The following is a 21,194-nucleotide window of genomic DNA, read 5'->3' as shown; positions in this document are numbered from 1 at the left end:
GTCCGCGCCTAGTAGAAGTTGATGTACCAGGCCGGGTTGACGAAGCCGTACCAGCCGTCGTCCTGGTTGAGGCGCATCTCGAAGTGCAGGTGGCAGCCGGAGCTGGCCCCCGTGGAGCCCACGTAGCCGACGAGCTGGCCGGCCTCGACCCACTGGCCGGGGGCGACCGAGGCCCACTCGGCCATGTGTGCGTAGCGCGTCTGCCAGCCGGTCGGGTGGTTGATCGTCACCATATTGCCGCCCATGCCGAACTCGTGGTACGTCGCGCGGACCGTACCCGCCGCGGCCGCCACGATCGGCGTGTAGCAACCAGCCGCGAGGTCGATGCCGGTGTGGTCGGGGCGCCCAGGAGGGGCGAACTGCTCTGAAACAAAGCTGTAGGCCGTGGGGATCACCCACCCGTTCGAGGTGCCGCCGCCGGTGCCACCGCCACCAGTGCCGCCACCGCCGGTGCCGCCGCCGGTATCGCCGCCGCCACCGCCGCCACCGCCACCGCCGCCACCGCCGCCACCGCCGCCACCCTGGGCGGCCTGCTCGGCGGCTTCCTGCTGCTGCCGCGCCAGTTCGGCCTGCTGCCGCGCGTACTCCTCGGCGAGCTTGCGGAGCCGCTCCTCTTCGGCCTTGCGCTGCTCCTCCTCGATCCGGAGCCGCTCCTGATAGCCATCGACGGTCTTCGTCGTCGTATCCTTCAGGGCGGCGAGCTGCGCCTCGAGCTCACCCTGCTGGGCCTCCTGCGCGCGCACCTTTTCGCCCTGGTTGGTCATGGCGGCGGCGGCGGCCTCTTCCTTGGCCTTCACGTCGGCGCGGAGCTCCTCGCGCTCCGCCTCCGCCGCCGTGGCCTGCTTGCCCAGCGTGTCGGCGGTGTTGGAGGCCTGCTGCGCTTCCTCGGAGAGGAGTGTGTTGCGCTCGGTTGCCTTCGACATGGACGCGAGCCGCTCCAGCAACGCGTCTGCGGTTTCCGCGTCGGCGTCCAGGAAGAGTTCCATACTGCGGTCCACCCCGCCGGAGCGGTACATCTGCGCAACGAGCACGCCCGCGCGATCCGCCGCTTCCTCGGCTTCCTTCCGGCTCGCCTCGGTCTGCGCACGGAGCGTCTGCGCCTTCGCAGCCGCCGCGGTCAGATTCGCTTCGGCCTGGTTCAGCTCCTCCATCGTCGTGGAGTGGAGGTTGCGGAGCCGGTCAAGTTCCTTCTCGCCGTCGGCGATCAGGCCCTCGATCTCCTTCACCTTCTTGGCCGCGGTGGCCTGGTTCTGCTTGGCCTCCTGCACGTCATCCCAGGTGGGGAGATCCAGCGCCTGCGCGGGAGCTGGTGCCGCCGCAAGCTGGCCGCCGATCAGCAGGCTCCCGGCGATCGCGCACGCTCCGAGCACGCCGATGATCCGTCGCGTCCCGCCGGTGTTCCGCTTCTGCATAGTGCCTCGCATCCAGTTTCCAGGCAGAAAAATCCATCTTCACGGTAGCACCGTCCCGAAGTCGAGCGGGCCGACTGTCCGCGAAGTGCGTGGAAAAAGCCGAAAAACTGAGTGCGGGCCGCGGGCGCCCTACTCCCCCGGTTCCTCGAGCGAACGCTGGCTGGCGTCGATGAGTTCGAGCATCGCGCGGTGCAGCGCGGTGAGCTCCGCGGGCGTCATCCGCAGCCGCCGCGCCATCTCGATGGGCACCTGCTCAGCGCGGGCCCGCAGTGCTTCCCCCTCGGGCGTCAGCGTGATCTCCAGTCGCCGCTCGTCTGCGGCGCTCCGCTGCCGACGCGCGAGGCCCTGAGTCTCGAGTCGCTTCAGCAGCGGCGACAGGGTTGACGCCTCCTGGTGCAGCAGCTTCGCGAGCGTACTCAGATCGAGCGTGCGGTGCTCCCACAGCGCCAGCATCACCAGGTACTGCGGGTGGGTGATCCCGAGCGGATCGAGCACCGGCTTGTACGCCGAGACAATGCCGCGCGAGGCGACGGTGAGCGCGAAGCACACCTGTCGCTCCAGGGTCAACGGGTCGGGCGTACTCATATCGCCATTTTCGCAGATTCCATCTCGTGGCGTATCATTAATTCGTGCCCTAATCATTGGTGCATGAATCCTTGGAGGACGAACATGACGAACCAGGCTCCTGTCGCGCATCCCGGAACGCCCGCGACGCCCACATCATCGGCGAGCGAGACACCGGCGCAGCAGCGGTCGCCGTTTGTCCCGAACCCCCACCCGCGGCACGGGGCCACCACGATCATCGGGTTCTTGGTGTCCGCCATCCTCGTCTTCGGCGGCTTCTACATGATGGGGATGGCGTTTAGCGTTCCCGGCGCGGAGTTCCTGCTGTTCGCCGGTGGCATCATCGTCGACGCGATCGGCCTCTGGGTCGCCTTCGGCCTCATCCCCGCCCTCGCCGACCGGGGCCGCGACTAGCCACTCGCCCCCGGCGCGCCCCCTGCTGCCCGCCGCGCTTGTCGCCGCTCGCCGCCCGCCGCCCGCCGCCCGTCGCGTGCTTCGCGCCCTTCGCGCAGGAGCCACCAAAACCTCGGAGATCCTGCGCCGACGGCCGATTTCGGGCAGAAATCTCCTGCGTATTCGTAAATCTCCTGCACGTTGGTGAGAGCTGGGAGACCCGGCGGGCAATGCACTAGCGGCCTGGCAATCAGCGAGCGGGCAGCCACGTGCGCAGCGTGCGTAGGGAGCCAGGCGCCCGGATAGGCAGCGCGAACAGCTTCGGACAAGCCCGACTCCTCGCGCAGGAGTCACCAAATCCACGGAGATCCTGCGCCGACGGCCAATCTCGGGCAGAAATCTCCTGCGTAATCGTAAATCTCCTACGCGTTGGTGGGAGCTGGGAGACCCGGCGGGCAGTGCACTAGCGGCCTGGCAATCAGCGAGCGGGCAGCCACGTACGCAGCCTGCGTAGAGAGCCAGGCGCCCGGATAGGCAGCGCGAACAGCTTCGGACAAGCCCGACTCCTCGCGCAGGAGTCACCAAATCCACGGAGATCCTGCGCCGACGGCCGAATTCGGCGAAAAATCTCCTGCGTAATCGTAAATCTCCTGCGCGTTGGTGGGAGCTGGGAGACCCGGCGGGCAGGGAGCCAGGCGACCGGATGGGCAGCGCACGAGCCGCTTCGGAGAAGCCCGATTCCTCGCGCAGGCGCCACCAAAACCACGGAGATCCTGCGCCGACGGCCAATTTCAGGGAAAAATCTCCTGCGAAATCGTGAATCTCCTGCGCGTTGGTGAACGCTGGGAGATCCGGGCATCCAGGCCAAGCAGCGCGCGGACAGCGCGGACCGTGTAGGCAGGGGACCATGCGTCCGGGCAGGCAGCGCGCGAGCAGCTTGCGCGAGCAGCTTGGGATACACGCAACCCCTTCCCGCAGGAGTCACCAAAACCTCGGAGATCCTGCGACAACGGCCAATTTCGGGCAGAAATCTCCTGCGTATTCGTGAATCTCCTGCGCGTTGGTGAGGGTCCGGGGGTCCTGAGCGCCAGGCAGGCAGTGCCAGGCAGGTGCCAGGCAGGCAAGCTGGCAGCACCCGGCGGCCTGCCAGGCAGGCACCAGCCAAGCAGGCAGGCCCGGCGACGCCAGGCAGCCGCGCCCGGCGGCGCCGGCCCTACGCCTCGTCGAGCAGCGCCGCGGCGAACAGCGGGCGCGCGGCGTCGGCGGCCGGCGGGTGGAACATGCCCGCCGCGGCGTCCCGATACAGGCGACTCGCCTCGTGGCCGTTGTCGAAGCCGGATCCGCCCGCGCACTGGAGCGCGACCTCGGCCATACGCCGCGCGGCCGACGTGGCGTGCAGGCGCGCGCCCACCAGTCGCGGCGACCACCCGGAACCGTGGTCCACGAGCTCGTCGAAGTCGCGCGTGACCGAGTCGAGCAGCGCGGGTACCACGAGGAAGTCGAGGTGGGCGTCCGCGAGGCGCACCCGCGACTCGGGCACCTCGGCGAGCGTCGTCCCGCGCTGTGCCGACGTGCGCTTCCGGAGCCCCTCGGCCGCAACGTCGAGCGCCCGCCGCGCCACCCCGGCGTACACGGAAGCGATCAGCAGCTGGAAGTTCGCGGCGATCGCGAAGGGCAGGAGGTCCGGCTGCGGGCCCACCGGCAGCCGCCGCACCACGCGATCCGCCGCCATCGGCACGTCATCCAGGCGGGTCGCGCGGCTCTGCGAGGCCCGCATCCCGAGCACGTCCCAGCGATCCGAGACCGTGATCCCCGGCGCGGCTCGCTCCAGGAAGCCAAACACCAGCACCGGATCTGCCGGATCGCTGCGGTCCACACCGTGAGTCAGCAGTCGCGTCCAGACCGGCGAGAGCGAGGTGAAGATCTTCGTGCCGGTAATCCGGTAGCCGCCGTCCTCCTGCGGGACAGCCTCAGAGCGGGAGTCGCTCAGCACCCAGTCGTTGCCGGGCTCGCTGATCCCGAACGCGAAGATCTCGCCCGCCATCGCCTCGGCGAACACGTGGTCGAGCGCGCGATCTCCGCGCTCCCGCATGGCGAGCGCCACGCCCGTGCACATCAGGTGCATGTTCACCGCGAGCGCCGTTCCCGGCGCCGCCGTGGCGAGCCGCTGCTGGAGCCGCGAGACCTCGTGCAGCGTCAGGCCGGGGCCGCCGAACTCCTCGGGCACGAATACGGTGAGATACCCGTGTTCCCGCAGTTCGGCGAGGTCCTCGGTGAAAAACGTGTTCTCGCGGTCGGTTTCAGCCGCCCGCTGCCGGATCCGCTCGATCAGGGCGTCCGGCAGAAACCGCTCTGCGAGCTCCCGGTGGCGAGTTTCCCGATCGGTCATGCGCGTGCCTCCTGCAGTTCCCACGCGGGCGTGAACCCCGCGACCGTCGCCAGTCTAGCCACGGGTCGCGCTTCCCCGTACGATGCAGACATGGGGGACACACCGCATCCGAATTCCGGCAGCGCCGACAATGTCTTGCAGATCCGCTGGATCGCGCACTCCGACCGTCCCGCACCGGTTGAGGCGCACACCCCGGAGGAGGCGCGCACGCTCCTCAACGAGGGCAGCCTCGGCTTCGGGGCCCTGGGCACCACGGGCGGCGACATCGAGATGCGGCTCGACCCGGAAGCGCTCGGCTTCGTCAACGCGTCCGACGAGGACGGGATCCTGAATCAGGAACCGTTTGCGGCGGTGCTGAGCTGCTCGGACGCGCGGGTGCCGATCGAGCTCGCGCTGGGGCGCGGCGCCAACGACCTGTTCGTGGTCCGGATCGCGGGCAACGTGCCGGGGGCCGAGTGTCTCGGGAGCCTGCACTACGCCGCGGCCCACCTGCCGCGCGTGCAGCTATTCACGGTAATCGGGCACTCGCAGTGCGGTGCGGTGACCGCGGCCGTGGACGCCCTGCTCTACCCCGACACGTATCCGGAGGTGGCTCGCCTCGCGCCGCTGCGCGAGATCGTCGACTCGCTCTTCGGCAGCGTCCGCTTGGCCGCCCACGCGCTGCAGCAGGTCACGGGAACCGCCACCTTCCTTGCGGCCGCGGATTCGCCGCGGCTGCGCGAGGCCCTGATCGGTCTCAGCGCGATCGCGAATGCCGCGCTCAGCGCCAATGTCGTCGCCCAGAACCTCGGTCGTGCCGCCGCGTTCGGCGTCTACGACCTCACGCAGCGCACCGTCGGACTGATGCGCTCGGGCGGCTGGGAGCCGGGCCTGCGGAATGCGGCGCAGGACGATGCGGAGCTGCAGGAGACGCTGCGCGAGGCCGCGCTCGGCTACTTCGCGGCCGCGGGCTCCCCCGCGGTGTCCGGATCCGGCACCACATCCGCCACGGTCGCCCCGTAGGCCCGCGCGAGCGCATCCGCCTCGACGAGCACGGCCCAGCCATGCGAGCCGGATCCGACGGCGATGCGTTCGCCGCGCAGTCCGGCGTCGATCACGACGGGCCACGGGGTGTGCGCGCCGATCGGTGAGATCGACCCGCGTGCGTAGCCCGTCGCGGCGAGCACCTCCTCGGCGGTCGGGAGGGACACCCGGTTGACGCCGAGCACAGCGCGGAGCTTCGGCCAGGAAAAACGCGCGGCCAGATCGGTGATGACGAACACAAACTCGTCGCCGCGCTGCACCACCACGGTTTTCGCGACGCGCACGCCACCGACCCGTCCGTCCACGGGCGGGCCCTGTTCCTGCCGAGCGACGAACTCGATGGCCAGTCCCCGCGCCGCGGCGTCGTCTGCCGCCAGGCGCGGCACTTCAGAAACACTCATGCCGCCACACTAGTGCGGCGGCATGAGTGGTTCGCGGAGCGCGGAATCGGGGCGGATCCCGCGCGCGGGGCTACGGCGTGACGACGTCCGTCGTCTGGGTGTGGAGGTTCACGCCCTTCGGCTCCTTCACCAGCGACACCGCGACCAGCGAGATGATCGTGACGCCCAGGATGTAGGCGCCGATCGTCCACGACGCCCCGGTGGCACCGAACACGAGGTCGGCGATCATCGGGGCGAAGGCGCCGCCAAAGATCGCGCCGATCGCGTAGCCGATCGAGACGCCGGAGTAGCGCACGTCGGCGGGGAACATCTCCGCGTACAGCGAGGCCTGCGGGCCGTAGGAGAGGCCCAGGCCGATCGTCATGATGAACAGCGCGGCGAAGTACATCACGATGTTGCCGGTGTCGATCATGAACCACATGGGGATCGCCCAGAGGCCGAGCAGGACGTAGCCGATCTGGAAGGTGCGCACGCGCCCGATCCGGTCGGACAGGATTCCGCCGTACAGGGTGAAGATCAGCCAGCCAAACGAGGCCAGGGTCGTGGCGAGCAGCACGGGTGGGCGCTCCAGGCCGAGGCCGCCCGCCTCCACGGGGCGCGTTGCGTAGGTCGAGAAGAACGCGATCAACAGGTAGCCGGCGGCGTTGTTCGCGATGAAGATCAGCGCCGCGAGGATGACCTCGCGGGTGTGCTTCGTGAACAGGACCTTGATGGGGGCCTGCGACTCGCCCTTGCGCTCCTGAAGCTCCTTGAACACGGGCGATTCCTCGACCGTGCGGCGGATGAAGTAGCCCACCACGATCAGCAGGATCGACAGCAGGAACGGGATCCGCCAGCCCCAGGACAGGAACTGCTCCTCGGTGAGCACCGTGGTGATGACCCACATGCTCGCGGTGGCGAGAATCATGCCCAGTGGCACCCCGATCTGCGGGTAGGCCCCGAAGAAGCCGCGCTTGCCCTTCGGTGCGTGCTCGACGGACATGAGCGCGGCACCGCCCCACTCGCCGCCCGCGGAGAAGCCCTGCAGCACGCGGAGCAGGATCAAGAGCACGGGGGCCGCGATCCCGATCTGCGCGTAGGTCGGCAGCACGCCGATCAACGCAGTGGCGACGCCCATCATGACGAGCGTGAGGACAAGCATCCGCTTCCGGCCGAGCCGGTCACCCAGGTGGCCGGCGACGATCGCGCCGAGCGGCCGGAACAGGAAGGAAATGCCGAGCGAGGCCCAGGACACGACCTGACCCACGGTTTCCCCCGCCGGAGCGAAATACAGCGTGGCGAAGACGGCACCGGCCGCCTGCGCGTAAATGAAGAAGTCGTACCACTCGATCGTGGTCCCGACCACCGTTCCGGCGAGCACACGCCGCTCTTCGGTGCGACGCGAGCTGGCGCTCACCTGGGCAGTAGTTGTCATAGGAACTCCATCGTTCATATCCCCCGCGAAATCCTGACCGACCGGTCGGACTGTTTCCGAGTGTACATGGCCCCGGCTGAGCAGCAACAATCGTCCCGGCTCGCCGACGTGTTCGAGTCGGGGCGGGAAACAAGTCTGCGGATCAGGAATTCAGAGCCGCGGCTCGGCGTTCACCCGCCGGGAGGTTGGGGAAGTCTTCGAAGATCAACAGGGTTCGCGACGTCCGCACGGAGGGGATCGCCTGCACCTCCTCGAGCACCACGCGGCGCAGGTCACGATTGTCCCGTGCCCGCACGAGCAGCAGCACATCGAACTCGCCGCCGACGAGCGCGATGTGCTCGACCTCGGGGATCCGCATCAGCCGCGCGCGCACGTCCTGCCAGGCGGGCTGCTCCACGGAGAGCGTCACATACGCGGAGGCGTGCTGCCCAAATCTGACGGGATCGGTGCGCACGGTGAAGCCCGTAATGACCCCCGAATCGCGGAGTCGTTTCACCCGCGCGTGAGCCCCCGCGCGCGAGATGTGCACCTCCTCGGCCAGCGTGGTCATTGAGGCTCGCGCGTCGCTGCGGAGCACCTCGATAATCGCCCGGTCCGTCTCGTCCAGTTCCATGCCACTCCCGTCTCGGCGATTCGCGTCATTGCATGACCAATCGTACACTTTTCCGCGCAAATTTGCATGAAATGTCCACCGAAGCCGCGGCGAATCAAGACAATCGCTACGGTAAGGGGCACCACCACTGCGCCTCCGTTCACCAGGGAGTGCGCGCTAGCTCAAGGAGGAGCCGATGTCTCAATCCAGAGTGTCCGCTGAGGCCACCGCTCTCCTGCCCCGGGACGTCCCGGTGCAGCTCGTCACCCCCGCCGGTGACCACACCCCCGACACCGCGTACGCGACCCCCGACGATGGCGCGCTCACCCGCGCCTACGCCGCCCTCGTCGCCGGCCGCCGGATCAACGACCAGTGCAACGCCCTCGTGCGCCAGGGCCGCCTCGCCGTGTACCCCTCCTCGAACGGCCAGGAAGCGTGCCAGATCGCCGCGGCCCAGGTGCTCGAAGACACCGACTGGCTCTTCCCGACGTACCGGGACTCCGTCTCCGTGATCACTCGCGGCGTTGCCGCCGAGGACACCATGGTCCTGCTGCGCGGCGACTGGCACTCCGGCTACGATCCCCACGAGCGCCGGGTCGCCCCGCAGGCGACGCCGCTTGCCACCCAGCTGCTGCACGCCGTCGGCTTCGCCCACGCGGCAAAGCTGCGCGGTGAGGACACCGTCGTGCTCGCGATGTGCGGCGACGGTGCCACGAGCGAGGGCGACTTCCATGAGGCGATGAACTTCGCCGCCGTCTTCGGCCTCGCCGTCGTGTTCTTCATCCAGAACAACGAATTCGCGATCTCGGTGCCGCTGTCGCGGCAGACCGCCGCGCCGTCGCTGGCCCACAAGGCGATCGGCTACGGCATGCCCGGCCAACGGGTCGACGGCAACGACGTGGCCGCGCTCCTCTCGGTGCTCGGCGAGGCCGTCGATCGCGCCCGTCGCGGCGACGGCCCGAGCCTCGTCGAAGCGCACACCTACCGCATGCTCGCGCACACCAACGCGGACGACGATACGCGCTACCGCGAGCACGAGGCCGTGCAGGCGTGGACCGAGCGCGATCCGCTGGACCGCGTCCGCACCCTGCTGCGTGACCGCGGCGCGCTCACCGAGGAACTCGAGGCCGAGTTCGCCGAGGCCGCCGAGCGCACCGCAGCCGAACTCCGCGAGGCGATGCACGCCGAGCCCGTGGTCTCTCCCGAGGACCTCTTCACCCATGTCTTCGCAGAGCGCCCCGCGAGCCTCGACGCCCAGTGGCACACCCTGCAGGACGAGATCAGCCGTACGGAGGCCGACGCATGAGCACCGCAACCCTCACCCCCGCACCCACCGCAGCCCCGCAGCGTGCGGGCGCATCCGACGCGGCGCCAGGGTCCCAGGTCGAGACCATGACCATGGCGGCGGCGCTCAACCGTGCACTCGCAGACGCGCTCGAAGAAGACGGCCGCGTCCTCATCTTCGGCGAGGACGTGGGGGCGCTCGGCGGCGTGTTCCGGATCACGGACGGTCTCACCGAGCGCTTCGGCGAGGACCGCTGCTTCGACACCCCGCTCGCGGAGTCCGGCATCATGGGATCCGCGGTTGGCATGGCCATGAACGGCATGATCCCGGTCGTCGAGATGCAGTTCGACGCCTTCGCGTTCCCGGCGTTCGAGCAGGTCGTGAGCCACGTCGCGAAGCTCGGCAACCGCACCAAGGGGGCCACCCGCATGCCCATCGTGGTTCGGATCCCCTACGGCGGCGGCATCGGCGGCGTCGAGCACCACTGCGACTCCTCCGAGGCGTACTACGCGCACACCCCGGGCCTCACCGTGGTCTCCCCCGCAACCCCGCAGGACGCGTACTCGCTGCTGCGCGCGGCCATCGCATCGCCGGATCCCGTGATCTTCATGGAACCGAAGAAGCTCTACTGGTCGAAGGGTCCGGTCGACACCTCGATCGTCGCCGAGCTGCGACAGGCGCAGGTGGTGCGCGAGGGCACCGATCTCACGCTCATCAGCTACGGGCCGTCGCTCTCCGTCGCGATGGCCGCCGCCGAGGCGGCCGAGGCCGAGGGCCGCAGCGTGCAGGTGGTTGACGTTCGCACGCTCACCCCCTTCGACGACGCCACCGTGATGGACGCCGTCCGCAGCACCGGCCGGGCCATGGTGATCGCCGAAGCCCCCGGCTTCGCGAGCGTCGCCTCCGAGATCCAGGCGCGCGTGTTTGAGCAGTGCTTCGAGTACCTGGAAGCCCCCGTACGGAAGGTCGCGGGCTTCGACGTCCCCTTCCCCTCACCCAAGTTCGAGCATTGGAACCTGCCCGATGTGGATCGGGTCATGGACGCGATCGACACCCTGCACTGGGAGGACGCACGATGACCACGCAGACCTTCACCCTGCCGGACCTGGGCGAGGGCCTCACGGAGGCCGTGCTCGTGCGCTGGGCCGTCGCGGTCGGCGACGAGATCGCCCTCGACCAGGTGATCGCCGAGGTGGAGACCGCGAAGAGCATCGTGGATCTCCCCACCCCGTACGCGGGCACCGTGCTCGCGCTGCACGGCGAAGAGGGCGGCACGATCTTCACCGGGGCCCCCGTCATCGAGGTGAACGACGGATCCGACGCCGCCACCGACGCCGCCGCTCCAGCCGCACACGCCGCGGAGAAGGAGGCGTATCGCGCGGAGGAGCAGGCCGGATCCGGCAACGTCTTGATCGGCTACGGCACCGGGGCGGGCCCCGCGAAGGGCCGCCGGCGCCGCGCCGGATCGGCCGCACCCCGCGCTGCGGCGCCGACAACGACTCCGGCAGCGGCGGCGCCGGCGGTGCCAGCACCGGCCGCAGCAGCACCGGCCGCGGCAGCACCCGCACCGGCCGCGGCACCGGCCGCCGCCGCCCCGGGCCGCCCGGTCGCGGTGCGCTCGCCCATCGTGCGCCGGCTTGCCCGCGAGCTCGGGATCGACCCCCGCACCGTGCCGCCGACCGGCAGCGACGGGGCGGTCACCCGCGCCGACGTGCTGCGCGCCGCGGAGGCCGCGCGCACGGCACCAGCGGTCTCCCCCGCACCGCAGGCGTCGGGCGCGGATGCGGCGGGCACCACCGCGGCCAGGCCCACGGGCCCGCTCCGGGAGATCCAGCGCGAGCGCTTCTCACCGCTCCGGAAGGCGGTCAGCGCCACGCTCAGCCGGAGCCGCAGCGAAATCCCCGAGGCGACCGTGTGGGTGGACGTCGACGTGACGCAGCTCTGGGAGCTTCGCCCCCAGATGGCTGCGCCGGGCGAGAAGGCCCCATCGGTCACGGCGCTGTTCGCCCGCTACGTGCTGCTCGCACTCGAGCGTTTCCCGCTGCTCGCCTCGCGCATCGTGGGGGACGGCGAGGAGCTCGCACAGTTTGACGGCGTGAACCTCGGCGTCGCGGTCGACACGGCGCGCGGCCTCATGGTGCCCATGATCCCGCGCGCGGACACCCTCGATCTCCGGGGCCTCGACCGCGCACTGCGCGAGCTCGCGGTGACCGCGCGCGACGGGCGCACCCCGCCGGAGCTGATGCGCGATTCGACCTTCACCGTCAACAACTACGGCGGCTTCGGCGTCGATGGGTCCGCGGCGATCATCAACACCCCGAACGTCGCGATCCTCGGCATCGGGCGGATCATCGAGCGGCCGTGGGTCGTGGACGGCGAGATCGTGGCGCGCCGGATCACGCAACTCTCCCTCGTGTTCGATCACCGCGTCTGCGACGGCGGGTACGCCGCGGGCTTCCTGCGCGCGGTCGTCGACCTGCTCGAGCAGCCGCTCACGGCGTACGCTCGCGTTTAGGCACCACCCGAGGGGCTTCCGCGCAGGGTTTGCGTGGGAGCCCCTCGGCGCTCTATCCTGAATTCATTACCGACCGATCAGTCACTAATTCGATGTGGCCGACGGACGGGGCAGACGAGGAGGTCAACGCCCATGCCAGAGGCATATCTCGTAGGAGGGGTCCGCACCCCGGTCGGCCGCTACGGCGGCGCACTCGCGGGGGTCCGCCCCGACGATCTCGCGGCAATCGTGCTGCGCGCGGCGGTCGAGCGCTCCGGGCTCAGCCCGGACGCCATCGCCAACGGGGCGATCGACGAGGTCGTCTTCGGCGCCGCGAACCAGGCCGGCGAGGACAACCGCAACGTGGCGCGCCTCGCGGTGCTGCTCGCGGGCCTGCCCGACACGCTTCCCGGCTATACCGTGAACCGGCTCTGCGCCTCCGGTATGACCGCGGTAGCGAGCGCCTCGCAGGCGATCCGGGCCGGCGACGCCGACCTGATCATCGCGGGCGGCGTGGAATCGATGACGCGCGCCCCCTGGGTGCAGGAAAAGCCGGGACGCGCCTGGGCGAAGCCCGGCGCGCAGTATGACACCTCGATCGGCTGGCGCTTCACCAACCCGCTGCTTGCGGCACGGGACAAGGCCACCTTTACGATGCCGGAGACCGCGGAAGAGGTCGCCAGGGTCGACGGGATCAGCCGCGAGGACGCCGACGCCTTCGCCGTCGAGAGCCACCGCCGCGCGGTCGCCGCGATGGCGGCCGGTCACTTCACAGATGAGATCGTGCCGGTGAACGCCCCGAAGGGCCGCCAGTCCGTGATCGTCGACACCGACGAGGGCCCCCGCCCGGAGACCTCCGCCGAGGTCCTCGCGGGCCTGCGCCCGGTCGTGGCCGGCGGCAGCGTGGTCACGGCGGGCAACGCCTCCTCCCTGAACGACGGCGCCTCCGCGCTGCTCGTCGCGAGCGGCGAGGCCGTGGAGCGCTACGGGCTCGTGCCCCGCGCCCGCATCGTTACCAGCGTGTCCGCCGCCCTCGCGCCCGAAATCATGGGCCTCGGACCCGTCCCGGCGACCGAAAAGGCGCTCGAGCGCGCCGGCCTCACGGTCGACGACATCGGCTCGGTCGAGCTGAACGAGGCGTTCGCCTCGCAGTCGCTCGCGTGCATGCGCCGGCTCGGCCTCGATCCCGCGCGGGTCAACGCGGACGGCGGCGCGATCGCGCTCGGCCACCCGCTCGGCTCGTCCGGTTCCCGCCTGCTCGTCACGCTGCTGGGCCGCATGGAGCGCGAGAACTCGCGCTACGGCCTCGCGACCATGTGCGTGGGCGTGGGCCAGGGCACCGCCACGATCATCGAGCGGGTGACCGCGTGAGCGCCGCGACAAGGGTGACCGCCGAGACCGCTGGCGGGCCGCTCCGGATCGAGGATCGTGGGACGCACGTGCTCGCGACCCTCAACCGCCCCGAGAAGCGCAACGCGATCGATCAGGACCTGATCGACGCCCTGCACGAGCTCTGCGCCGAGCTGGAACACACGCCGCGCACCCTGGTGCTGCACGGGGCCGGCGGCGATTTTGCCGCGGGTGCCGACATCGCGCAGCTGCGCGAACGCCGCGCCGCCGATGCCCGCGCGGGCATCAACACCCGCGCGTTCATGCGCGTAGCCGGGCTCCCGATGCCCGTGATCGCGGCGCTCGACGGCTTCGCCCTCGGCGGCGGGGCGGAGCTGGCCTACGCCGCCGACATCCGGGTCGGGACCCCCGCCCTGCGGATCGGCAACCCGGAGACCGGGCTCGGGATCCTCGCCGCGGCGGGCGCGAGCTGGCGGCTCCGCGAGCTCGTCGGCGAGCCGCTCGCGGCCGAGATCCTGCTCGCGGGTCGGATCCTCGACGGTACGGAGGCGCTGGCGGCGGGGCTCGTCACCCACCTGCACGACACCGGCGAGGACGCCCTCGCCGCCGCGGAGAAGATCGCGGCACGGATCGGCAAGCTCGACCCCGAGGCCACCCGCGCCACCAAGCGCGTACTCCGCGCCCCCCGCGAGGCACACCCGGCAATCGACCTCGCCGAGCAGGCGAGCCTGTTCGAGAGCCCCGAGAAGATGCGCCGCATGACCGAGTTCCTGGAACGGAAGAAGAAGTGATGAGCGAGACGGATCAGACCGCGGGCAGCGCCGTTCCCGAGCGCGTCGGCGTGCTCGGCGGCGGGCGCATGGGCGGCGGGATCGCGCACGCGTTCCTGCTGGCCGGCGCCCGGGTCACCGTCGTGGAGCGTGACGCGGCCTCGGCCGATGCGGCGCGTGAGCGGATCGAGCGCAGCATCGACGCCTCGATCGCGCGCGGCTTCGCGGGCGACGCCGCGGTACTCCGTGCGGCCCTCACCGTCACCGCGGATCCCACAGGATTCCAAGGCGCTCAGCTCGTCGTCGAGGCCGTGCCCGAGGTCCTCGACCTCAAGCACACCGCCCTGCGCACCATCGAGGCGCAGCTCGACGAGACGGCCACGATCGCGTCGAACACCTCCTCGATCCCGCTCGGCCAGCTCGCCGGGGCGCTCAGCCATCCGGAACGGTTCATCGGGCTGCACTTCTTCAACCCGGTCCCCGCGTCCTCCCTGATCGAGGTCGTCGTCTGCGAGACCACGGCCGAGGCACTGCCCGAGACCGCGCGCGGGTGGGTGCGCGCCCTCGGGAAAACCCCGATCACCGTCGCCGACGCGCCGGGCTTCGCCTCCAGCCGCCTCGGCGTCGCGCTCGCCCTCGAGGCGATCCGCATGGTCGAACAGGGGGTCGCCTCCCCCGCGGACATCGACCTCGCGATGGAGCTCGGCTACCGCCACCCGGTCGGCCCGCTGCGCACCACCGACATCGTCGGGCTCGACGTGCGCCTCGGCATCGCCGAGCAGCTGCAGCGCGACCTCGGCGACACCTTCGCCCCGCCGCAGCTGCTGCGCGACATGGTCGCCGCCGGCACGCTCGGCCGCAAGAGCGGGCAGGGCTTCTACGCCTGGCCCGACACCCCGAACCCCACTGCTTGATGAACGGAGCCGCTATGACTCACCCGATCCTTCCGAGTTTTGTCCAGGGTGCCTGGTGGCAGCCCTCCGACGCGGATCTCTCCGCGCACCCCGCGGCGGAGGTGCGCGACGCCGTGACCGGCGAGATCGTCACTCGCGTGTCGAGCGCCGGCCTCGACCTCGCCGGCGCGATGGCCTACGCCCGCGACACCGGCCAGGCATCCCTCGGTGCCCTCACCTTCCACCAGCGCGCCGTGATCCTGAAGCAGCTCGCCCTCGCGCTCACGGAACGCAAGGCGGAGCTGTACGAGCTCTCCACCCGCACGGGTGCCACGAAGACCGATTCCTGGGTCGACATCGACGGCGGCATCGGCGTGCTCTTCACCTACTCCGGCAAGGGCCGCCGCGAGCTGCCCAACGCCCGCGTGCAGATCGACGGCCCCGTCGAGCCGCTGTCGAAGGACGGCTCGTTCCTTGGCCGCCACATCCGCACCACGCTGCCCGGCGTCGCCGTGCAGATCAACGCGTTCAACTTCCCCGTGTGGGGCGCGCTCGAAAAGCTCGCCCCCACCTTCCTCGCCGGCATGCCGACGATCATCAAGCCCGCGACGCCCGGCGCATACCTGACCGAGCATATGGTGCGCATCATGCTCGAATCCGGCCTGCTCCCCGAGGGATCCGTGCAGCTCGTCTCCGGCTCGATCCGCGAGGTCTTCGAGCACGCCCAGCTCGGCGATGTCGTCGCGTTCACCGGCTCCGCGAGCACGGCGGAAAGCCTGCGACGCCACCCGGCCGTGCAGACCGGCGGCGTGATCTTCGGGGCGGAGACCGACTCGATCAACGCCTCGGTGCTCGGCCCCGACGCGGTCGCGGGCACCCCCGAGTTTGACGGATATGTGCGCCAGCTCGTGTCCGAGATGACGACCAAGGCGGGCCAGAAGTGCACCGCGATCCGGCGCGCCATCGTCCCGGCGACGAGCGCTGACGCCGTGGCCGAGGCCGTGGCCGAGCGGATCGCCACGAAGGTGGTTGTGGGCGATCCCCGCGCCGAGGGCACCACGATGGGCTCGCTCGCCTCGGCCGAGCAGCGCACCGAAGTGCTGCGCCAGGTGCAGCGCCTCGTGGACGGCGGTGGGCGGATCGTGCTCGGCGGCGGCCAGGAGCCCGGCGGCGAGAGCGCGTTCGTCGATCCGATCCTGCTCCGCTTCGATGATCCGCAGGCCGAGCGCGTGCACGACACCGAGGCCTTTGGCCCCGTGTCCTCGATCATCACGTACGAGTCCCCCGCCGAAGCCGCGGCACTCGTGGTGCGCGGTGGCGGATCCCTCGTCACGAGTGTCGCGTCAGCGGATCCCGAGTTCGTCGCGCAGCTGACCCGCCGCATCGCGTCGAGCAACGGCCGCGTCCTCACCCTCGACCGGACGAGCGCCCGCGCCTCGACCGGCCACGGTTCCCCGCTCCCGAACCTCGTGCACGGCGGCCCCGGCCGCGCCGGCGGCAGCGAGGAGCTCGGCGGTGTGCGCAGCGTGTTCCACTACATGCAGCGCACCGCCATCCAGGGCAGCCCCGAGATGCTCACCGCGATCACGGGCGTGTGGCACGCGGGCGCGACGACCCGCGACGACGTGCACCCGTTCCGGAAGTCGCTGCAGGAGCTCCGGATCGGCGACCAGGTGATCTCCGAGCCGCGCGAGGTCACGCTCGAGGACATCTCGCACTTCGCAGAGTTCACGGGCGACACGTTCTACGCCCACGTCGACGAGGAGGCCGCCGCGGCCAACCCGTTCTTCCCGGGGCGCGTGGCGCACGGCTACCTGCTGCTGTCCTTCGCCGCCGGCCTGTTCGTGTCGCCGGAGCCCGGCCCCGTGCTCGCGAACTACGGCCTCGAGAGCCTGCGCTTCATCACGCCGGTCTCCCCCGGTGACCGGGTGCGCGTGGCGCTCACCGCGAAGCAGATCGTGCCCCGCGAGACCGACGAGTACGGCGAGGTTCACTGGGACGCGGTGCTCACGAACCAGAACGAGGAGATCGTCGCGACTTACGACGTGCTGACCCTGGTGTCGAAGACGCCCGAGCCCGCGGCGTAGCTCGCCCCTCTCGACACACACGTCGGCCCGGCACGCGTCTCGCGTGCCGGGCCGACGTGTGTCCGCGCACAGCCGGGGTCCCGGTCGGGCGCCGCCCGGGGTCCCGGTCGGGCACCGCCCGGGGTCCCGGTCAGGCACCGCCCGGGCACCGCGCCGGCACCGTACGGTTCGCGCACCGGCCGGGGATCCCGCGGATCCGCCGCCGCCGAGAACGAGGCATTTTCGCGCGCCCGAGCCAAATTCGGCCGGAAAAGGCTCAGTTTGGCGAAAAAGGCGGGGGGAGGGTGCCGCTTGCGCGGGGTCGCGGGGTCGCGGGGTCGCGGGGTCGCGGGCACGCCGACGGGTGACGGCCGGCACGCGGCCGACTCGGTGCCCCTAGCGGAAGTCGCGCTGCTCGTTGACGCGCAGGCCCGAGCGCACGTACGACAGCACCGTGTCGGCGAGCGCGGCGGGCTCGTCGGGGCCGTCGGGGCGATACCACTCGACCAGTGAGTTCACGAGCCCGAAGGTGAGGCGGGCGGCCAGGCGCGGATCGATGTCGTCGCGCAGGTGGTCCTCGGCCTTGGCGCGCTCGAAGATCGTGCTCAGCCGAGAGGTGAGGGCGCGGCGACGCTCCAGCGCGCGCAGCTCGACCTCCGAGTTGCCGTGGAGGCGCAGGAGCAGCACGAGATACTGCTGCCGCTCGCAGGCCACGAGCACGGCCTCACGGACGATGCGCCGGATCTGCAGCACCGCGTCGACCTCCTCGGCCTCCGCGTCGTCGAACACTCGCTCGAGTTCGCCGAGCACCCGGTCCAGGGCGATCTCCAGCATCTCGGCCTTCGAGGTGAAGTGGTGATACACCGCGGACTTCGACAGGCCCAGCCGCTTCGCGATCATGTCCAGCGAGGAGGCGTCGTAGCCGCGATCCATGAACAGCTGCACGATCACCTCGAGCATGCTGTTCTGGTCGTAGCCCGGCCGGCCCCGGCGGGTTGCGGGCACCGCGTCGATCGTTGCCATCGGTCGCTCCTTCCCGCCGGGCCCCACGCGGGGAACCGGAACGCTCATCCGGGCAGGATGCCCCGCCCGGATCCAAGTTACCGCAGGTCGTACAGCCGCTTCAGCTTTCCTTCGGAGCGCGGCAGCGAGCCACAGGCCACGAGTTCTACGCCGACGGTCGTTCCGGCACGGTCCTTGATGAGCTTCTGCAGGCGCTTCCCCGCCAGCTCCGCGTCCGCGTCCCCAGTGCCCTCGCACGGCTCGACCTTCACGACGAGGTGATCCATGGTGCCGCGCTTCGACAGCTCCAGGATGAAGTGCGAGGTGAGCTCGGGGATCTCGCACGCGATCTCCTCGATCTGCGTCGGGAACAGATTCACCCCGCGCAGGATAATCATGTCGTCGTTGCGGCCCGTGATCTTCGCGATCCGACGGTGTGCGGGGCGGGCGGTACCCGGCATCAGCGAGGTCAGGTCCCGCGTCCGGTACCGGATCATCGGGAACGCCTCCTTCGTGAGGGTCGTGAAGACGAGCTCGCCCTCGACGCCGTCCGCCACCTGGCGCAGGTCCTCGTCGATGACCTCGGGGAGGAAGTGGTCTTCCCAGATGTGGGGGCCGTCCTGCGTCTCGACGCACTCGTTCCCCACGCCCGGTCCCATCATCTCCGAAAGCCCGTAGATGTCGACGGCCTTGATGTCGAGGCGCTCCTCCAGTTCGCGCCGCATCGAGTCCGTCCACGGTTCCGCGCCGCAGATGGCCACCTTCAGGCTCGACTTGCGGGGGTCCAGCCCGGCCTTCTCGAACGCGTCGGCGATGGTCAGCAGGTAGCTCGGGGTCGACATGATCGCCTCGGGCTGGAAGTCGTTGATGAGCTGCACCTGCTTTTCGGTCTGGCCGCCCGACATCGGGATCACGGTGCAGCCGAGGCGCTCGATGCCGGCGTGGGCCCCGAGACCTCCCGTGAACAGGCCGTAGCCGTAGGCGTTGTGGACCTTCCAGCCCGGGCGCACGCCCGAGGCGTAGAGCGAGCGGGCGATGAGGTCGGCCCAGTTCTCGAGGTCCCGATCGGTGTACCCGACCACGGTGAGCCGGCCGGTCGTACCCGAGGAGGCGTGGATGCGGCGCACATCCTCCATCGGCACCGCGAAGAGGCCGAAGGGGTAGTTCTCGCGCAGGTCGTTCTTCGTGGTGAAGGGCAGCTTCTCGATGTCGGAGAGCTGCTGAATGTCATCGGGGTGCACGCCCATCTCGTCGAAGCGGCGGCGGTAGAACGGGACGTTCTCGTAGGCGTGGCGCACGGTCCACTGGAGCCGTTCGAGCTGCAGCGCTTCGAGTTCCGCGCGGCTGAGCCGCTCTTCGGGGTGCAGGCCCGGGGCGTCGTCGAGGGAAACGTCGGAGAGGAGGGTCTGGGTGCTGGACATGGGTGCCTCAAATCTGGTGTGCGGCGGTGAACACGGGGGAAGGAATGGTGCGAAGGGGAGCGCGCGGCGATCAGGCCTCGGTGGGGAGCGGCCGATTCGTCGCGAAGGATCGGCCCCGGAACTCGGCGATCACGGTGCCGTACTGATCGGTGACGGTGATGTCGTAGAGCCCGTTCCGTCCCGACAACCAGCGGCGCGTGGCCACCGCGGTGAGGGTGTCCCCCGCGTGGCTGGCGCGCGTGAAGGTGATGTCGGCGCCGGAGGCGACGACTGCGGTGTCTCCCTCGTTGCACGCGTACGCGAACGCGGTGTCGGCGAGCGTGAACACCATCCCGCCGTGGGTGATCCCGAAGCCGTTGGCCATGTCGTCGCGGATCAGCATCGAAAGCACGGCGCGGCCGCGCTCGAGCTCCGTGATCCGGATGCCGAGGGCCGTTTTCGCCGTGTCCGTGCGGAGCATGGCCGTCGCCGACCAGCTCGGGTCCAGGGGCAGGTCAATCTCGGCGAGTGGGGCCTCTGCGGTGGCCGTTGCGGCCGTGGTCGGGTTCAGCGGTGAACTCATGTGCGCTCCGTTGCGATCGTGGTATGCTGCGTCTATACTTACTGATTGTTCGGTAAGTAATTCACTGATCGTCACTCTACCACTTCATTTCTTCCCGTGTAAGCGGGCAGCACCTGAGAACGATCCGCAACAGCCCTGACGCAAGGAGGCAGCAGATGGCACCCACGACCACACCCGAGCGCATCACCCGCAGCGAGGCCGAGGAGCAGGAGCGGTTCGACGCCATCATCGAGGCCGATCAGCGCATCGAGCCGCGCGACTGGATGCCGGAGAAGTACCGCAGCTCCCTCGTGCGTCAGATCTCGCAGCACGCACACTCCGAGATCATCGGGATGCAGCCCGAGGCGAACTGGATCACGCGCGCGCCCAGCCTCAAGCGGAAGGCGATCCTGATCGCCAAGGTGCAGGACGAGGCCGGCCACGGACTCTACCTCTACTCCGCGGCGCAGACGCTCGGCGTGACGCGCGAGGAGATGACGCAGAAGCTCATCGACGGCAAGGCCCGCTACTCCTCGATCTTCAACTACCACACCCCCACCTGGGCGGACATGGGTGCGATCGGCTGGCTCGTCGACGGTGCCGCGATCTGCAACCAGGTCCCGCTGTGCCGCGCCTCGTACGGCCCCTACGGCCGCGCAATGGTCCGGATCTGCAAGGAAGAGTCGTTCCACCAGCGGCAGGGTTTTGAGATCCTGTACGAGCTCTCGCACGGCACCCCCGAGCAGAAGCAGATGGCGCAGGACGCGGTCAACCGCTGGTACTGGCCCTCCCTCATGATGTTTGGTCCCAGCGACGACGCGTCCCCGAACTCGGCGCAGTCGATGGCCTGGAAGATCAAGCGCTTCTCGAACGACGAGCTGCGGCAGCGCTTCGTCGGCATGTGCGTGCCGCAGTTCGAGGCGCTCGGCCTCGAGTGCCCCGACAAGGACCTCCGCTTCGACGAGGAGACCGGCAAGTGGATCTCGGGCCCCATCGACTGGGACGAGTTTATGGCGGTCCTCGACGGCCGCGGCCCCGCAAACTCCGAGCGCCTCGATCACCGCCGCACCGCCCACGAGGAGGGCGCGTGGGTGCGCGAGGCCGCCGCAGCATACGCACGCAAGCAGCGCGAACGCGCCCGCTTCGCCGCCTAACGATAGACCAGCAGGAACAAGGAGACGAAG

19 protein-coding genes are annotated in these 21,194 nt (G+C 70.1%); 10 read left to right on the top strand and 9 right to left on the bottom strand.

Going from position 1 to position 21,194, the window contains the following annotated elements; translation table 11 throughout:
- Nucleotides 1-8: 8 nt before the first annotated feature.
- On the bottom strand, nucleotides 9-1,412 hold the full coding sequence (locus tag D3230_RS16200) for a peptidoglycan DD-metalloendopeptidase family protein (RefSeq protein WP_202344311.1): 1,404 nt from the start codon (nucleotides 1,410-1,412) through the stop codon (nucleotides 9-11).
- 129 nt (nucleotides 1,413-1,541) lie between these two features.
- Nucleotides 1,542-1,997: a MarR family winged helix-turn-helix transcriptional regulator gene (locus tag D3230_RS06970; RefSeq protein WP_202344310.1), complete on the bottom strand. Its 456-nt coding sequence runs from the start codon at nucleotides 1,995-1,997 to the stop codon at nucleotides 1,542-1,544.
- A gap of 84 nt (nucleotides 1,998-2,081) precedes the next feature.
- Here D3230_RS06970 and D3230_RS06965 point away from each other — a divergent pair, with 84 nt between their 5' ends.
- Nucleotides 2,082-2,390, top strand: coding sequence for a hypothetical protein (locus D3230_RS06965; protein WP_202344309.1), 309 nt, complete (start codon nucleotides 2,082-2,084; stop codon nucleotides 2,388-2,390).
- A gap of 1,192 nt (nucleotides 2,391-3,582) precedes the next feature.
- Here the strand turns inward: D3230_RS06965 and D3230_RS06960 are convergent.
- Nucleotides 3,583-4,758: an acyl-CoA dehydrogenase family protein gene (locus tag D3230_RS06960; protein WP_202344308.1), complete on the bottom strand. Its 1,176-nt coding sequence runs from the start codon at nucleotides 4,756-4,758 to the stop codon at nucleotides 3,583-3,585.
- A 90-nt stretch (nucleotides 4,759-4,848) separates the two neighbouring features.
- On the opposite strand from D3230_RS06960, the gene D3230_RS06955 reads away from it, so the two are divergent.
- Nucleotides 4,849-5,760: a carbonic anhydrase gene (locus D3230_RS06955; RefSeq protein ID WP_202344307.1), complete on the top strand. Its 912-nt coding sequence runs from the start codon at nucleotides 4,849-4,851 to the stop codon at nucleotides 5,758-5,760.
- Here D3230_RS06955 and D3230_RS06950 read toward each other — a convergent pair.
- From D3230_RS06950 to D3230_RS06940, 3 genes are all read right to left on the bottom strand, one after another.
- The gene (locus D3230_RS06950) at nucleotides 5,691-6,182 is read right to left on the bottom strand and encodes an aminoacyl-tRNA deacylase (RefSeq protein ID WP_202344306.1); all 492 of its coding nucleotides are present in this window, start codon (nucleotides 6,180-6,182) and stop codon (nucleotides 5,691-5,693) included. The two genes, D3230_RS06955 and D3230_RS06950, sit on opposite strands and share 70 nt — an antisense overlap.
- Before the next feature lie 70 nt (nucleotides 6,183-6,252).
- The gene (locus tag D3230_RS06945; protein ID WP_202344305.1) at nucleotides 6,253-7,596 is read right to left on the bottom strand and encodes an MFS transporter; all 1,344 of its coding nucleotides are present in this window, start codon (nucleotides 7,594-7,596) and stop codon (nucleotides 6,253-6,255) included.
- Between the two features lie 142 nt (nucleotides 7,597-7,738).
- The gene (locus D3230_RS06940) at nucleotides 7,739-8,209 is read right to left on the bottom strand and encodes an Lrp/AsnC family transcriptional regulator (RefSeq protein WP_202344304.1); all 471 of its coding nucleotides are present in this window, start codon (nucleotides 8,207-8,209) and stop codon (nucleotides 7,739-7,741) included.
- Between the two features lie 175 nt (nucleotides 8,210-8,384).
- Here D3230_RS06940 and pdhA point away from each other — a divergent pair, with 175 nt between their 5' ends.
- The 7 genes from pdhA (at nucleotide 8,385) to paaZ (ending at nucleotide 17,067) form a co-directional block, all read left to right on the top strand.
- Nucleotides 8,385-9,494: a pyruvate dehydrogenase (acetyl-transferring) E1 component subunit alpha gene (gene pdhA, locus D3230_RS06935; RefSeq protein ID WP_202344303.1), complete on the top strand. Its 1,110-nt coding sequence runs from the start codon at nucleotides 8,385-8,387 to the stop codon at nucleotides 9,492-9,494.
- Nucleotides 9,491-10,552, top strand: coding sequence for an alpha-ketoacid dehydrogenase subunit beta (locus D3230_RS06930; RefSeq protein ID WP_202344302.1), 1,062 nt, complete (start codon nucleotides 9,491-9,493; stop codon nucleotides 10,550-10,552). The genes pdhA and D3230_RS06930 overlap by 4 nt, the downstream gene beginning before the upstream one ends.
- Nucleotides 10,549-11,988: a dihydrolipoamide acetyltransferase family protein gene (locus tag D3230_RS06925; protein WP_202344301.1), complete on the top strand. Its 1,440-nt coding sequence runs from the start codon at nucleotides 10,549-10,551 to the stop codon at nucleotides 11,986-11,988. The genes D3230_RS06930 and D3230_RS06925 overlap by 4 nt, the downstream gene beginning before the upstream one ends.
- Nucleotides 11,989-12,120: 132 nt before the next feature.
- Nucleotides 12,121-13,338, top strand: a complete 1,218-nt coding sequence (locus D3230_RS06920; RefSeq protein WP_202344300.1) for a thiolase family protein — start codon at nucleotides 12,121-12,123, stop codon at nucleotides 13,336-13,338.
- The gene (locus tag D3230_RS06915) at nucleotides 13,335-14,108 is read left to right on the top strand and encodes an enoyl-CoA hydratase/isomerase family protein (RefSeq protein WP_337249121.1); all 774 of its coding nucleotides are present in this window, start codon (nucleotides 13,335-13,337) and stop codon (nucleotides 14,106-14,108) included. The genes D3230_RS06920 and D3230_RS06915 overlap by 4 nt, the downstream gene beginning before the upstream one ends.
- On the top strand, nucleotides 14,108-15,001 hold the full coding sequence (locus D3230_RS06910; RefSeq protein ID WP_202344299.1) for a 3-hydroxyacyl-CoA dehydrogenase family protein: 894 nt from the start codon (nucleotides 14,108-14,110) through the stop codon (nucleotides 14,999-15,001). Before D3230_RS06915 ends, D3230_RS06910 begins: the two co-directional genes overlap by 1 nt.
- A 14-nt stretch (nucleotides 15,002-15,015) precedes the next feature.
- Nucleotides 15,016-17,067, top strand: coding sequence for a phenylacetic acid degradation bifunctional protein PaaZ (gene paaZ, locus D3230_RS06905; RefSeq protein ID WP_202344298.1), 2,052 nt, complete (start codon nucleotides 15,016-15,018; stop codon nucleotides 17,065-17,067).
- Nucleotides 17,068-17,442: 375 nt separating this feature from the next.
- Here paaZ and D3230_RS06900 read toward each other — a convergent pair whose 3' ends face one another.
- From D3230_RS06900 to paaI, 3 genes are all read right to left on the bottom strand, one after another.
- Nucleotides 17,443-18,069 (bottom strand): TetR/AcrR family transcriptional regulator, encoded by a 627-nt coding sequence (locus D3230_RS06900; RefSeq protein WP_202344297.1) that lies wholly within the window; start codon nucleotides 18,067-18,069, stop codon nucleotides 17,443-17,445.
- A gap of 77 nt (nucleotides 18,070-18,146) precedes the next feature.
- On the bottom strand, nucleotides 18,147-19,469 hold the full coding sequence (gene paaK / locus D3230_RS06895; RefSeq protein ID WP_202344296.1) for a phenylacetate--CoA ligase PaaK: 1,323 nt from the start codon (nucleotides 19,467-19,469) through the stop codon (nucleotides 18,147-18,149).
- A 70-nt stretch (nucleotides 19,470-19,539) separates the two neighbouring features.
- A complete protein-coding gene (gene paaI, locus D3230_RS06890; RefSeq protein ID WP_202344492.1) occupies nucleotides 19,540-19,929 on the bottom strand; it encodes a hydroxyphenylacetyl-CoA thioesterase PaaI in 390 nt (129 codons plus the stop codon).
- 257 nt (nucleotides 19,930-20,186) lie between these two features.
- Between paaI and paaA the strand changes: the two genes are divergently transcribed.
- On the top strand, nucleotides 20,187-21,164 hold the full coding sequence (paaA, locus tag D3230_RS06885; RefSeq protein WP_202344295.1) for a 1,2-phenylacetyl-CoA epoxidase subunit PaaA: 978 nt from the start codon (nucleotides 20,187-20,189) through the stop codon (nucleotides 21,162-21,164).
- Nucleotides 21,165-21,194 lie beyond the last annotated feature (30 nt).

The sequence above is a fragment of the Leucobacter chromiireducens subsp. solipictus genome, assembly GCF_016758195.1.
Taxonomy (GTDB): Bacteria; Actinomycetota; Actinomycetes; order Actinomycetales; family Microbacteriaceae; genus Leucobacter; species Leucobacter solipictus.
This window is presented reverse-complemented; position numbering and strand designations above follow the sequence as displayed.